At 61.6% G+C, this 13,599-nt stretch carries 16 protein-coding genes; 13 read left to right on the top strand and 3 right to left on the bottom strand.

Annotated elements, in window-relative coordinates:
- Positions 1-25: 25 nt before the first annotated feature.
- The 4 genes from OS035_RS16020 (at position 26) to OS035_RS16005 (ending at position 3,225) form a co-directional block, all read left to right on the top strand.
- Positions 26-733 (top strand): hypothetical protein, encoded by a 708-nt coding sequence (locus OS035_RS16020; RefSeq protein ID WP_331813868.1) that lies wholly within the window; start codon positions 26-28, stop codon positions 731-733.
- A 117-nt stretch (positions 734-850) separates the two neighbouring features.
- A complete protein-coding gene (locus OS035_RS16015) occupies positions 851-1,438 on the top strand; it encodes a 5-formyltetrahydrofolate cyclo-ligase (RefSeq protein WP_097629239.1) in 588 nt (195 codons plus the stop codon).
- A 3-nt stretch (positions 1,439-1,441) separates the two neighbouring features.
- Entirely contained in the window at positions 1,442-2,266 is an 825-nt protein-coding gene (locus tag OS035_RS16010; protein WP_097629238.1) for a TIGR00282 family metallophosphoesterase, read from the top strand.
- A gap of 113 nt (positions 2,267-2,379) precedes the next feature.
- Positions 2,380-3,225, top strand: coding sequence for an MBL fold metallo-hydrolase (locus tag OS035_RS16005; RefSeq protein ID WP_097629237.1), 846 nt, complete (start codon positions 2,380-2,382; stop codon positions 3,223-3,225).
- A gap of 34 nt (positions 3,226-3,259) precedes the next feature.
- Here the strand turns inward: OS035_RS16005 and OS035_RS16000 are convergent, their stop codons facing one another.
- The gene (locus OS035_RS16000) at positions 3,260-3,763 is read right to left on the bottom strand and encodes a pyridoxamine 5'-phosphate oxidase family protein (protein ID WP_331813867.1); all 504 of its coding nucleotides are present in this window, start codon (positions 3,761-3,763) and stop codon (positions 3,260-3,262) included.
- Positions 3,764-3,902: 139 nt separating this feature from the next.
- Here OS035_RS16000 and OS035_RS15995 point away from each other — a divergent pair, with 139 nt between their 5' ends.
- Positions 3,903-4,649: a YebC/PmpR family DNA-binding transcriptional regulator gene (locus tag OS035_RS15995; RefSeq protein WP_003590326.1), complete on the top strand. Its 747-nt coding sequence runs from the start codon at positions 3,903-3,905 to the stop codon at positions 4,647-4,649.
- Positions 4,650-4,724: 75 nt separating this feature from the next.
- Here OS035_RS15995 and OS035_RS15990 read toward each other — a convergent pair whose 3' ends face one another.
- Both OS035_RS15990 and OS035_RS15985 read right to left on the bottom strand, forming a co-directional pair.
- Positions 4,725-5,726 (bottom strand): LLM class flavin-dependent oxidoreductase, encoded by a 1,002-nt coding sequence (locus OS035_RS15990; RefSeq protein WP_097629236.1) that lies wholly within the window; start codon positions 5,724-5,726, stop codon positions 4,725-4,727.
- Positions 5,727-5,870: 144 nt separating this feature from the next.
- Entirely contained in the window at positions 5,871-8,186 is a 2,316-nt protein-coding gene (locus tag OS035_RS15985) for a methyl-accepting chemotaxis protein (protein ID WP_097629235.1), read from the bottom strand.
- A 237-nt stretch (positions 8,187-8,423) separates the two neighbouring features.
- Here OS035_RS15985 and ruvC point away from each other — a divergent pair, with 237 nt between their 5' ends.
- From ruvC to OS035_RS15945, 8 genes are all read left to right on the top strand, one after another.
- On the top strand, positions 8,424-8,933 hold the full coding sequence (gene ruvC, locus OS035_RS15980; protein WP_003590322.1) for a crossover junction endodeoxyribonuclease RuvC: 510 nt from the start codon (positions 8,424-8,426) through the stop codon (positions 8,931-8,933).
- A gap of 57 nt (positions 8,934-8,990) precedes the next feature.
- Entirely contained in the window at positions 8,991-9,242 is a 252-nt protein-coding gene (locus OS035_RS15975; RefSeq protein ID WP_097629234.1) for an AbrB/MazE/SpoVT family DNA-binding domain-containing protein, read from the top strand.
- Positions 9,242-9,655, top strand: coding sequence for a type II toxin-antitoxin system VapC family toxin (locus tag OS035_RS15970; RefSeq protein WP_097629233.1), 414 nt, complete (start codon positions 9,242-9,244; stop codon positions 9,653-9,655). Before OS035_RS15975 ends, OS035_RS15970 begins: the two co-directional genes overlap by 1 nt.
- 13 nt (positions 9,656-9,668) lie before the next feature.
- On the top strand, positions 9,669-10,283 hold the full coding sequence (gene ruvA, locus OS035_RS15965; RefSeq protein WP_097629232.1) for a Holliday junction branch migration protein RuvA: 615 nt from the start codon (positions 9,669-9,671) through the stop codon (positions 10,281-10,283).
- An 82-nt stretch (positions 10,284-10,365) separates the two neighbouring features.
- Complete coding sequence (gene ruvB, locus OS035_RS15960; RefSeq protein ID WP_064840622.1) at positions 10,366-11,406, top strand: Holliday junction branch migration DNA helicase RuvB; 1,041 nt, start codon at positions 10,366-10,368, stop codon at positions 11,404-11,406.
- The gene (locus OS035_RS15955; RefSeq protein ID WP_097629231.1) at positions 11,407-12,309 is read left to right on the top strand and encodes a metallophosphoesterase; all 903 of its coding nucleotides are present in this window, start codon (positions 11,407-11,409) and stop codon (positions 12,307-12,309) included.
- 6 nt (positions 12,310-12,315) lie between these two features.
- Positions 12,316-12,828, top strand: coding sequence for an NUDIX hydrolase (locus OS035_RS15950; protein ID WP_097629230.1), 513 nt, complete (start codon positions 12,316-12,318; stop codon positions 12,826-12,828).
- Positions 12,829-12,868: 40 nt separating this feature from the next.
- Positions 12,869-13,432 carry a DinB family protein gene (locus tag OS035_RS15945; RefSeq protein WP_183855002.1) on the top strand — a complete coding sequence of 188 codons (564 nt, stop codon included), beginning with the start codon at positions 12,869-12,871 and terminating at the stop codon, positions 13,430-13,432.
- The last annotated feature ends 167 nt before the right edge of the window (positions 13,433-13,599 follow it).

Below are 13,599 nucleotides of genomic sequence, written 5' to 3'. Positions count from 1 at the left end.
GGACCCGGACTGTCGGGAATTGTCCATGCAGGTCGCAACCACCTCTGCCTCCAACATCTTGCGCGGCACGTCTTCAGCAACGGTCATCTCTGCTGCCGGAGACGAGAGCGATCAGAGTGTGCTGAAACTACAACGTAGCACCCAGACGCTGCAGCAGATGCGGCAGACTCTGGCGAATTCCGGGGACGAAGCCAAGACGAAGGCAGAACGCAAGCTCGAAGAGGCGAAGCAGCAATTGGAAATGCTGCGCAGCTCCAACATGCCGCCCGAGGTGGTCGCCCGTCTGGCCGCTGAACTCGCGCGCAAGCTCGGCACCGTCGCCTCCGAATTCGCATCGACCGTCGCGACTGGCAGCCCGGCAGCAGTCGCTTCAATGGATACAACCACGGATACAACGGCCGCCGCGACGAGTGGGATCGAGGCTGCGCCGGCGGATGCCTCAGAAAAAACCGCGGACGAAGAGACCGGCTCGCAAGAGCCGGACGACGCCGCCAACGCCCGCAAGGCCTATCAGAGTGTTGCCGGGGACACCCCACAATTCTCGGGCATCTCGGCCGATGATCGAGAAACCATGGAGGATTTCAAGGCGGTCGTGCGCGAACTCAAGCAGTTGCTCGAAAACGCAATGCACGATCTGCGGCAGCAGAACCGGCAGGCCGGGGCGAACGCCGTTCCTGACATGGCAGCCTTCTCCATCGCCACCACGACAATACCGACAAGCATCGTCGTCTGACCTTCGGCCGCATCCCGCGACAGGGCGTGAAACGGCGCAGTGCTGTCGCATCCGGCATTTGCATCGGACACCCAGCCGTCTATGCTCGCTCGACCTTTTCCATATCCGGCGGATGGAATGACCGTGAAAGACCTGAAAGCGCAGCTGCGCAACGAACGACTGTCGGCACGCGACGCCATGTCTCCTGAGAACCGCGCCTCCAAAAGCCTTGCGATGGCCGATCATGCCGGCGAGGCGGTTGGCTTTGCGCTGGGCACAATTGTCTCCGGCTTCCTGCCGATCCGTTCGGAAGCAGATCTCAGGCCGCTGATGGCGCGCTTTGCCGTGCGCGGTGCGCGGCTCTGCGTGCCGGCGATCCTCGACCGGCAGACCATCGTCTTTCGCGAGCTCGCGGAGGACGCCCCGCTTGTCGATACCGGTTTCGGCACGGTCGGCCCTTCGGCGGATGCCGCTATTCTCGATCCGGAAATCATGCTGGTGCCGCTTTCAGCTTTCGATGACCGCGGCCACCGCATCGGCTACGGCGCCGGCCATTATGACCGCGCCATCAGCCGGCTGAGGCAAAAAGGCCTGCATCCGAAGCTGATCGGCATTGCATTCGACTGCCAGGAAGTGGCACATGTGCCCGACGAGCCGCATGACATAAGCCTGGATGCCATCCTGACAGAAAGCGGCCTTCGCTTTTTTGCCTCTTGGATTGGATAGGTAATGCGGCTGCTTTTTCTGGGTGACATGGTCGGCAAGACGGGACGCTCGGCGGTCTGGGACCGCCTTCCCGGCCTGATCTCCGACCTCAAACTCGATTTCGTCATCGTCAACGGCGAGAATGCCGCCGGCGGGTTCGGCATCACCGAGGACATCTTTCTGGAAACGATCAATGCCGGCGCCGATGTGGTGACGACGGGCAATCACGTCTGGGACCAGAAGGAAGCCGTGGCTTTTGCTGGGCGCCACGATCAATTCCTGCGGCCGGCCAACTATCCGCAAGGCACGCCCGGTCGCGGCTCCGGGCTGTTCTATGCCAGGAACGGCGCGCGCGTGCTCGTCGCCAATGTCATGGGCCGGGTCTTCATGCATCCGGAACTCGACGATCCGTTCAAATCGGCGGAAGTGATCCTCGACGCCTGCCCGCTGAAGGAGCAGGCCGATGCGATCATCTTCGATTTTCATGCGGAAGCGACCAGCGAGAAGCAGTGCTTCGGACATTTCGTTGATGGCCGCGCCAGTTTCGTCGTCGGCACCCACACGCATGTGCCGACGGCCGACGCGCAGATCCTGAACGGCGGCACCGCCTATATGTCGGATGCCGGCATGTGCGGCGACTACGACTCCTCCCTCGGCATGGACAAGGAAGAGCCGCTCAACCGCTTCATCTCCAAGATGCCGAAGGGCCGCATGGAAGCCGCCAGCGGGCCGGCGACGATCTGCGGCGTCGGCGTGGAGATTTCCGACAGCACGGGCTTGGCCGAAAAGATCGCGCCGCTCAGGCTCGGACCGCGGCTGGCCGAGACAGTGCCGGAGTTCTGGCGCTAGCCTCTACCCACCGCCAACACGCAATCGTGAGCATCCCTCGTCTGGACCGCTGCGACCTCATGCCGCATCCTCCCGCCGCTACTTTCAAAGTGGTAGAGCGCCGGAGGGCCGGTATGAAGCCGCAATATCTCGTCCTCGCTATCGCGTGCCTTACGGCCTTCGCTGCGGCAGATCCTGCCGGAGCGCAGGAACAGCGAACACCCGTCAGCCACTGCCAGGCAATCGCTAAGAATATCCCCAAGGTCACCTTCGCCAGCTTTTCCGGCGCCGCGCCGCTGACGCCTGCCGTCTCCGAGGGAGAAGAGGTCAAATTCACCTTCCTCGGCCATTCCACCTTCGAGATCGACACCCCTGGCGGCATCGTCATCGCGACAGACTATAATGGCTGGTACAGGCCGGCGACGATGCCGGATGTCGTGACCATGAACAAGGCGCACACGACCCACTTCACCTTGGCGCCCGATCCAGGCATCAAACATGTACTGCATGGCTGGAGCGATATTCCGGGCGAGAAGGCCAACATCAATCTCGTCGTGGGCGATGCCTATATCCGCAATGTCCCCACGGATATCCGCTTCAGCTACGGCCTCGGCGGAGCGCATGAGAATGGCAATTCGATCTTCATTTTCGAGATCGCAGGTCTGTGCATCGGCCATCTCGGCCACCTGCACTACGAACTGACAGATGTCCAATATACGGAGATCGGCCGCCTCGACGTCGTCATGGTTCCTGTCGATGGCGGTCTGACCATGGGCGCCGACAGCATGAGCCGCGTCATCAAGCGGCTGCGCTCTTCACTTATCCTGCCGATGCACCGGCGCGGCCCGCCGGTCGAAGCATTCGTCTCGATGTTCGGCAAGGATTTCGACGTCGCCTATGCCCCTGACGACAGCGTCACCGTCTCCATGCGGACGCTACCGAAAAGCCCGCTGATCTATGTGCTGAAGGGTGTGCAGTAAAAAGCCCGGCGGTTTGCTTCCGGGCTTCGGCGCGTTAGGCGAATTGCAGGTGACGCTTGATGCCGACATCAGGCAAATTGTCGTCATCGAGATTGGCCTTGGCAATCTCCCAACCGAATTTCAGCTTGTTGCCCGTCGAGACCCATATCTCGGCATCGTCGACATGCAAAGCAAGCATGGTGAGCTTCGGATCCTTCTTGCCACCATCATACCAGGCAGCGACGATCGAACTCCAATATTCCTCAATCTTGGCAGGGTCGGGACGCACATCGATCACACCGGCAAGGCAGGCGTGATAATCGTGATCCTTGCCGATGACGCAGAAATGCGCGCGGCTGCCGGGCTTGATGGCGCGGACGATATCGGCATCGGTCTTGGTGTAGAACCAAATCGTATTGGTGGTGGGATCGGCATGCGGCGCCATCGGCTGCATGTGCATGTCGAGCCCGGAAATTCCGAGCATGCCGGCATGAACATCGTTGACCTGATCCCAGAGCTGACGTGCTGGCTGTTCCTGCGCATCGCTGAGACTTGCCATGACCGTTCCTTTCCGTTGGATGGAGTTCTTGAAACGTCATCCCCTCACCTTTGTTCCAAACTGCTTTTTCCTTGAAAGGGCGCGGTTTCGCTCTTATAAGGCGGCCCATTCCGAACAATGAGACGTGAACAGGGGTGCCATGGCTGGCCATTCACAGTTTAAAAACATCATGCACCGCAAGGGCCGTCAGGATGCCGTGCGGTCGAAAATGTTCTCCAAGCTTGCGCGCGAAATCACCGTAGCCGCCAAGGCCGGCCTGCCCGACCCGATGATGAACGCCCGTCTTCGCCTGGCGATCCAGAACGCCAAGGCCCAGTCCATGCCGAAGGACAACATCGACCGCGCCATCAAGAAGGCAGCTGGCGCCGACGGCGAAAACTATGACGAAGTCCGCTATGAGGGTTACGGCCCCGGCGGCACGGCGATCATCGTCGAGGCCCTGACCGACAATCGCAACCGCACCGCTTCCAACGTCCGCTCGATCTTCACCAAGGCCGGCGGCGCTCTTGGCGAAACCGGTTCCGTTTCCTTCTCCTTCGACCATGTCGGCGAAATCACCTACAAGCTTTCCGTCGGCGACGCCGACAAGGTGATGGAAGCCGCGATCGAAGCCGGCGCCGATGATGTCGAGACCGACGAAGAGGGCCACTACATCACCTGCGCCTTCGAAGCCCTTGGTGAGGTCTCGAAAGCGCTGGAATCCGGCCTCGGCGAAGCTGAAACCGTCAAGGCAGTCTGGCGCGCTCAGAACAATGTGCCGGTGGACGAAGAAAAGGCCCAGTCGCTGATGAAGCTCATCGACAGCCTGGAAGACGATGACGACGTGCAGAACGTCTATTCCAACTTCGAGGTCTCGGAAGAAGTGCTGGCCAAGCTCTCCGCCTGATTCTCTTAAAACGATCTTGTATGGAAAACCCGGCGGTGACGCCGGGTTTTTTGTGCCAAGGCGCTCGTTGCGAACCTATGCGGCCACCCGCATGAAGTTGCCGAGGCCCGCGAACAGTTCCACCGATCTCAGCCGCGTCTCGATATCATGGATCGGCATGGAGATGATCACCTCGTCGGCCTGTGTTTCCTTGAGAAACGTCGTCAGTTTCGCCTCCGCCGTCGTCGGCGAGCCGACCACGGCACAACGCAGGGTGTGTTCGACATTCATCTTCTCCATCGGCGACCAGAAGCCCTCCATATCGGCCAGCGGACGCGGGAACGGGCCGCGGACATTGCGGCGCAAGTTGACGAATTGCTGCTCGGCGGAGGTGAAATGATAGCGCGCCTCCTCATCCGTCGCCGCCACCGAGCCCATGACGCCGACCATCACATAGGGCTTGTCGAGCGTCGCCGAAGGCTGGAAGCGGTCGCGGTAGATCGCGATCGCGTCGAGCAGCATGTCGGGCGCGAAATGCGAGGCGAAGGCATAGGGGAGCCCAAGCATCGCGGCAAGCTGGGCGCTGTAGAGGCTGGAGCCGAGCAGCCAGATCGGGATATGCGATGAATTCCCGGGAACCGCGAGGATCGCCTGGTTCTCGACCGGCGTGCCGAGCAGTTGCTGCAGTTCCACCACATCGTTCGGAAAGCTGTTGGCGGCGGCCTCGAGGTTGCGACGCAGCGCCTGCGCCGTGCGCATATCCGTTCCCGGCGCGCGCCCGAGGCCGAGATCGACGCGGCCGGGGAAGAGCGCCTCAAGCGTGCCGAACTGCTCGGCGATGACGAGCGGCGAATGATTGGGCAGCATGATGCCGCCGGAACCGATGCGAATGCGCTTGGTGGCGGCGCCGACATGGCCGATGACGACTGATGTGGCCGCACTGGCGATCCCCGGCATGCCGTGATGTTCGGCGAGCCAGAAGCGCTTGTAACCGAATTCCTCGGCCTTGCGAGCCATCCGCGCCGAACTCTCGAGCGACTGGCTAACGGTGCTGCCGTCGGCAACGGGGGAAAGGTCGAGTATGGAGAAGGGAACCATGGGAAACCTGCCGGCCAGTTGAAGGATGCAGCCTATGTAGGTTCGCGCCCGCACCATTCCAAACCGTGCGTGCAAAGAAAAAGGGCCGCGCCAGCGCGACCCTTTTGCCATACCGTCAGATAGTGGTTACCGGTCAGATAGTGGTTACCGGTGACGCCGCAGCACGTGCACCTCGGCGCTGGACTGGTGGTGGCCAGACGGCAGCGTGAAATTGCCGAGCTGGCGGTCCATTTCCAGGGCTTCCGTCGCCAGCCTGTGGATCGCCGCCGTCGTTTCCTCGACCATCGAGGCATTCTGCTGCGTCATCGCGTCGAGTTCGGCCACAGCGCTGTTGATCTCCCGCAGCGTATCGGCCTCCTCGCGGGTCGCACCCATGATGTCGTGGATCTGCCCGTTGATCGCCTCGACATGGGCGCCGATTCCGGTCAGCGCCACTCCAGCCCTTTCCACAAGCGCCACACCGCTTTCGACCTCATGCGTCGATTTCTGCAGCAGGCTGGAGATCTCCTTGGCCGCGCTCGACGAGCGCTGGGCGAGTTCGCGCACTTCCATGGCGACGACAGCGAAGCCCTTGCCCGATTCACCGGCGCGCGCTGCCTCGACGCCGGCATTGAGCGCCAGGAGGTTGGTCTGGAAGGCGATGTCGTCGATCACCGAGATGATCGTGTTGATCTGGCGCGAGGAGGCCTGGATCGCCTCCATCGCCGCAATCGTCTCGCGCATGATCTGGCCGGAGCCGGTCGTCTCCTTCTTGGCGTCGCGGGCGATGCGCTCGGCCTGTTCGGCCCGCTCGATCTGCCGCCGGACGGACTGGGTGATGGCGCTGATCGCATTCGCCGTCTCGGTGATCGAGCCGGCCTGGCGCTCGGTGCGCCCCGCGAGCTCGTCGGCGCCGGTGCGCATTTCCTCGGAGCCGGCGCGCACCGCCATCGAATTTCCACCGATGGCCGTCATGGTTTCGCTGAGCGTCGCGAGCGCCTCGTTGAAATTGATGCGCAGGCTTTCGAGCTCGTTCGGGAAGCGCGTATCGATCTGATAGGCAAGATCGCCGCTGGCCAGATGATGCAGGCCTTCGTCGATCGCTTCGACCACCTGCTGCAGCGTCTTTGCCTCGGCCTCGCGCTCGGCCAGATTCTGCTGGCGATCCTGCTCGGCCTGCAGGCGCGTCTCTTCGCTGGCGGCTTCCAGTTCGCGGCTTTCGATCAGCGACTGCCGGAAGCGGGCGAGCGCATTCGCCATCGTGCCGATCTCGTCCTTGCGGTTCAGGCTGCCGATCTCGCTGTCGAGCTTGCCGTCGGCGACGTCGCGGGTCACACCGGCAAGCCGCGCAAGCGGCGAGAACAGGAAATTGGTGACCAGCCCGGTGGCGACTGCCATGACGACGAGCACGCCGATGCCGATCATGGTTAGCAAAGTGGCGATCTCGATCGAACCGGCATTGAGCTCACTGAGCAGCACGCTCTCGACGACAAGGAAACGGTCGCCGCGATAGTCAATACCGCGGACATAGGCGCGGGCCGCCCCATCCGCTCGGCTGAAATCGGCAACCGTCATCGCCGAACTGGCAAGCGCGTCCTTGATGAAAGTGAAGGGTGTCGCGTCGAGCGTCGCAAGCCTGCCGTTCGCGTCGAGCCCGATGGCCGACCCATCGCCGGAAACTATCGCCGCCCGCGCCGTGCTGCCCTGGACGATGCCTTTGGCAAGGATGCCGGTGACGATGTCGTCGCGCACCTTGAACAGGATGATGCCCTTGGCCGCCCCGAGCTTGACGATCGGCACGGCATAGAAGATCGCCGAATTGCCGCTGGCGGCATCGACGCGAAGGCCGGAAAAACCTGTCGGTGCGGCGTCATCGGTCGCTTTGGCGGTATTCTCGATTGCCTTGGCGAAAGCGATACCGGCGCCGGTTGGCTTCCACGCGTCCGTCTTCAGATTCTCGGCGAAGTCGTCTTGCTTCTTGTAGGAATAGAGGACGGTGCCGTCGAGATCGGCGATCAGCAGATCGCTGAAGGCGGTATCTGCGAGGTCGCGGGCGACTTCGCCCTGCGTCTTCTCGTGGTTCGAATAATAAAAGCCGCTCGGCCCTTCCGGCTTCATCAGTTTCTCGCGCTGATCCGCCGGGTTGGGATTGCTGGAGATGAAAATCTTCTTCAACTCGGCGCGGGCATCGCCGGAGGTCTTCTCGATCGTCTTCCAACCGCTTTTCAGGCTGGTGATCGACATCTGCAGCGCTTCGATGCGCGCAATCGACGTTGCCTGGTTTTCAAGCTGCGTCAGTTGATCCTGCAGCATGTCACCGCGAAAGATCAGCACGCTCTCCTTGGCTTTCAGCGCCTGCTCGTCGGAGATCCGGCTGCTGGCGAAATAGGCAAGCACGTCGATTACTGCGATCGACAGCACCGTCAGCAGAATGAATGTGGCGATGACCTTGAAGGACAGGGATTGAAATCTCTGTGCCATGTACGACGAACCCCTCTGAACACGCCTGCCGGCGTTGGCACGCAGCGCATGCCTGATCGACCGATCTTTTAAACAGAACATCGGGGCTCCTTGCGACACGAGACCCCCTTCGTATTTGACACTAGAATTCAAGCATCTGTTTTAATTCGCGGTAAATGGACCGGCTTAAAACCGAGAATGTTTTTGTTTTGTTCACATATCGGTGGCAGTTATTTCGTAGTCGCTATAGGTTGAAGCATGCAAAATACGATTCGCATCGTCGGCATCGATCCCGGCCTTCGCCGCACCGGCTGGGGAATCATCGACACACTTGGCAATTCCCTGCGCTTTGTCGCCTCCGGAACCGTGACATCCGACGGTGACATGGACCTTGCCTCTCGCCTCTGCCAGCTGCATGACGGCTTGGCGGAGGTCGTCCACACTTACAAGCCGGATGAAGCCGCCGTCGAACAGACCTTCGTCAACAAGGATGCGGTGGCGACCCTGAAGCTTGGCCAGGCCCGCGGCATTGCCATGCTGGTGCCGGCCCGCGCCGGTCTGCGGGTCTCCGAATATGCTCCGAACGCCGTGAAGAAGGCCGTCATCGGCGTCGGCCACGGCGAAAAGCACCAGATCCACATGATGTTGAAGATCCTGATGCCGAAGGTCGAATTCAAAGGCGATGACGCTGCCGACGCCCTGGCGATCGCCATTTGCCATGCCCACAATCGCGGCAGCAACCGGATGCGGGAAGCGCTGGCCGGCTAATCTGTTCTTGACTTGTTCCAACAGTAAGGATAATTCTTACTTCGAAGGAGCAGCAAGATGCGCGTGACGTCCAAAGGCCAGGTCACCATTCCTCGCGATCTTAGAGAGCTTGCGGGCATCAAGGCCAACAGCGAGGTCATCTTCTCGATCGAGAACGGCAAGCTCGTTCTCTCGCCGAAGAACGGCAAGCAGGAGATCGAGGATCGGGGCCGGCTGGACCGTTTCCTGCAGACGATCCGTCGGCTCGAGGGAACTGGCGATCAGGCGATTGATGCCGAAGACCTCATGTCGATGACCCGTGATCGCTGATGGCGACGCTTGTCGATACAAACATACTCGTCGACCTGGCTGTGGCCGGTTCGGACTGGCACGGTTGGTCGCGTCGGAAAATGCTCGACGTCTTTAAAGATGGACCGGTCCTCATAAATCCGATCATCTATTCCGAGTTTTGCGTTCGCTACGACGATATGGATGAAGTCGACCAACTGCTTCCGCAGGATGAATTTCGCCGCGAGAACCTGCCTTGGCCGGCTGCCTTCGCCGCGGCGCAAGTCTTCCGGCTTTACCGTCACGCCGGCGGCGGACGCGAACAGATATTGCCTAACTTCTTCATCGGCGCCCATGCGGCGATAAGGGGCTACAAGATTTTGACCCGCGACCCCAGCGGATACCGATCTTATTTTCCCTCCGTTGAACTTATCACGCCCGAAACCCACCCTTGAGAGACCGCGCCCTATGATCGGCAAGCTGAAAGGCACAATAGACGAGATCGGCGAAGACTATGTGCTCGTCGATGTGCACGGCGTTTGCTACGTCGCCCATTGCTCGGCCCGCACCCTGTCCAAGCTTGGCTCGGCCGGTGAGGCCTGCGTACTGTTCATCGAAACCTATGTGCGCGAGGACCAGTTGAAGCTGTTCGGCTTCATGACCGCCTTGGAGCGGGAATGGTTCAATCTGCTCCAGAGCGTCCAGGGCGTCGGCGCCAAGGTGGCGCTCGCGGTGCTCTCGACGCTGACGCCGGGCGAACTCGCCAATGCGATCGCCCTGCAGGACCGCGCCGCCGTCTCCCGCGCGCCGGGCGTCGGCCCGAAAGTGGCCATGCGTCTCGTCACCGAACTCAAGAACCGGGCGCCGGCCTTTGCCGGAGAAGCGATCAACATCGCCCTCAAGCAGGAGCTCGGCGAAGGTGTCGCGGCCGCACCCGTTGCCGACGCGGTTTCCGCCCTGACCAACCTCGGCTACAGCAGAGACCAGGCGGCAAATGCGGTTGCCGCGGCGATGAAGACGGCCGGCGAAAACGCCGATAGCGCCAAGCTGATCAGGTTGGGCTTGAAAGAACTGGCGCGGTGAAGCCAGGAAAACCGATGATAGGATGTCGAGGCGGCCGATTTTTGGTGTATTGCTGTGACAGGTTTCAAAACGGAATGAGAGCATGAGCGAACCCGCCCGCCTGATATCGCCGGAAAAGCGGGGCGAAGATCTCGACATCACCCTGCGCCCGCAATCGCTGGACGAATTCACCGGCCAGGCCGAAGCCCGCGCCAATCTCAAGGTCTTCATCGAGGCGGCGAAGAACCGCGGCGAGGCACTGGACCATGTGCTCTTCGTCGGTCCGCCCGGCCTCGGCAAGACGACGTTGGCGCAGATCATGGCGAAGGAACTCGGCGTCAATTTCCGCTCGACGTCAGGCCCTGTGATTGCCAAGGCCGGCGATCTCGCCGCCCTCCTCACCAATCTCGAGGAGCGAGACGTGCTCTTCATCGACGAGATCCATCGCCTCAACCCGGCCGTCGAGGAAATCCTCTATCCCGCCATGGAAGATTTCCAGCTCGACCTGATAATCGGCGAAGGCCCTGCCGCCCGCTCGGTAAAAATCGATCTCTCGAAATTCACCCTGGTGGCGGCTACCACCCGTCTCGGTCTGTTGACGACGCCGCTGCGTGACCGCTTCGGCATCCCGGTGCGCCTGAGCTTCTACACCGTCGAGGAGTTGGAACTGATCGTGCGCCGCGGCGCGCGGCTGATGAACCTGCCGATGACCGAAGAGGGCGCTCGCGAAATAGCAAGACGCGCCCGCGGCACGCCGCGCATCGCGGGTCGGCTGCTGCGGCGCGTGCGCGACTTCGCCGAGGTGGCAAGGGCCGAGGCGGTGACGCGTGAGATCGCCGACGAGGCACTGACTCGCTTGCTCGTCGACAATGTCGGCTTCGACCAGCTCGACAAACGTTACCTCAACATGATCGCCGTCAATTTCGGCGGCGGCCCGGTCGGCATCGAGACCATCGCCGCCGGCCTTTCCGAGCCGCGCGACGCGATCGAGGACATCATCGAGCCTTACATGATCCAGCAGGGTTTCATTCAGCGTACACCGCGCGGCCGTGTTCTGACCGCAATCGCGTGGAAACATCTCGGAATGCAACCGCCCAAGGAAATGGAGGCTGCGCAGTTCCGGCTGTTCCAGGAGGACAACTGAGTGATTACCCGCCGCGGATTTTTCAAGGTTCTTGGCGGCGGCATTGCAGGCGTCATGTCGCTTGGTGGGTACGCCTTCGCTTATGAACCGCTGGCGCGGCTCGGCATTGCCCGTTACCGGTTGACGCCGCCGGGGTGGACACCAGGGCTGAAGCTCCGCGTCGTCGCGCTCGCCGATATCCATGCCTGCGAACCCTGGATGTCGGCAAGCCGCATTGCCGCGATCTGCCACAGGGCCAACGAGCTCGAAGGCGACGTCACCCTCCTTCTCGGCGATTACGCCGCCGGCATGAATATGGTGACGCAATATGTGCATTCGAGCCAATGGTCGAAGGCGCTCGCCACCCTGCAGGCCCCCCTCGGCGTCCATGCGATCATGGGCAACCACGACTGGTGGGAGGACAGGACCGCCCAGAAGAACGGCGGAATGGAGACATTCGGGCACCGGGCGCTTGGCGATGTCGGTATCCCTGTCTACGGCAACCGCGCCGTCCGGCTCGAAAAGGATGGCCGCGGCTTCTGGCTCGCAGGCCTCGAAGATCAGCTGGCGCTATTGCCCGGAAGGAGATGGGGCCGCACGCATATGCTCGGCCTCGATGACCTCGAGGGAACGCTGACTCAAGTGACCGACGATGCCCCCGTCATCCTGCTCGCCCATGAGCCCGACATCTTTCCGCGCGTGCCCGAGCGGGTGTCCCTGACGCTGTCTGGCCACACCCATGGCGGCCAGATCCGCTTCCTCGGCCGTTCGCCGATGGTCCCCTCGCGTTACGGCAATCGCTATGCTTATGGCCATATTGTCGAGGAGGGCCGCAATATCATCGTCTCCGGCGGCCTCGGCTGCTCCATCGCACCGGTGCGCTTCGGCGTGCCGCCGGAAATCGTCGTGATCGATCTCGGATAGAATGACATGAGCAAGCGCACTCTCATCCGCCTGACGGCAGGCGCTGAGCGTTTCAATTACCGTATCGCCGGCCTCGGCTTTCGCGATGGCCACGTGCTCGTTCATCGCGCCGTGCATGAGCCTTTCTGGACCTTTCCGGGCGGCAGGGCGGAAATCGGCGAGACGTCGGAGGAAACGCTGAAACGGGAGATGGTGGAAGAACTCGGCCTCGAAGTCACCGTCTCCCGCCTGCTCTGGGTCGTCGAGAACTTTTTCCGCTATGAACAACGCGACTGGCACGAACTCGGCCTCTATTACCTGATGGACATCCCCCCGGAATTCCCCTTTCAGCCGGGTGAAATCATCCACCGCGTCGAAGACGGTGACAACCACCTCGAATTCAAATGGGTGCTTGCGACGCGCCAGGCCCTGACCGACCTCGACATCCCGCCCTATTTCATCGCCGATGAGATCGAGAATCTGCCTGTCGCCCCCCGTCATCTCGTCTGGCGGGACGGCAATCTCGATGAGAAGAACTGACGCAAGCCAGTCCGAAAGCACGCGAAGAGGAGATGCGCCGATGCCGACCTTCGATCCCATCAGGTCATTTCGCAAGCTCGCCTATAACAACGCCCTTGCCAACCACCGTCTGCTTCAGGCCTGCACGGCATTGAAGCCCGGCGAATTCGAAGCGCCGCGCACCAGCTTCTTCCCCTCGATCAAGGAAACCTTGAACCACATCATCACGGTCGACTGGTTCTATGTCGACGGCCTGGAAGGCGGCACGCTCGGCTACCAAGCCTTCGAGATCGACGAACCGTTCGATGATATTTCATCGCTGGCGCAAGCTCAGGCCAGGGTCGATCAGCGCCTGGTCGCACTTTGCGAGGCTCTAACGCCGGAAAGGCTAGTGTCGGCCGTCCGCCTCCATCGCGGCGACCGCATCCAGGAAGAGCGGATGGACGACGTCCTCGCCCATCTCTTCCAGCACCAGACGCATCATCGCGGCCAGGTGCATGCAATGCTCTCCGGCACCAGCGTGGCTCCGCCGCAGCTCGACGAATTCATTGTCGCCGGCGACGCGCGGTTCCGCGGTGAGGAACTCGCCGAGCTCGGATGGAGCGAAGAAATGCTGATGCGTTAGAGCCTTTCCTGGTCAGATTGAAGCATTCTGTTGGCTCAAACGGAGTCGGATGGTCGACCGGCCGGCGCGTCGTAGCAAAGCTCCACGGCCAAGCCGGCCGGTCGATCAGCCGGCCCGTTTCAGCCAACCCTCCCGCAGATTTGCCAGGCAAATCTGCAAGACTTGGG

Origin of the sequence: Rhizobium sp. 268 (assembly GCF_036571585.1) — a bacterium.
Taxonomy (GTDB): domain Bacteria; phylum Pseudomonadota; class Alphaproteobacteria; order Rhizobiales; family Rhizobiaceae; genus Rhizobium; species Rhizobium redzepovicii.
Note: the sequence above shows the minus strand (reverse complement) of the source record. Positions and strands in the feature narration are given on the sequence as shown.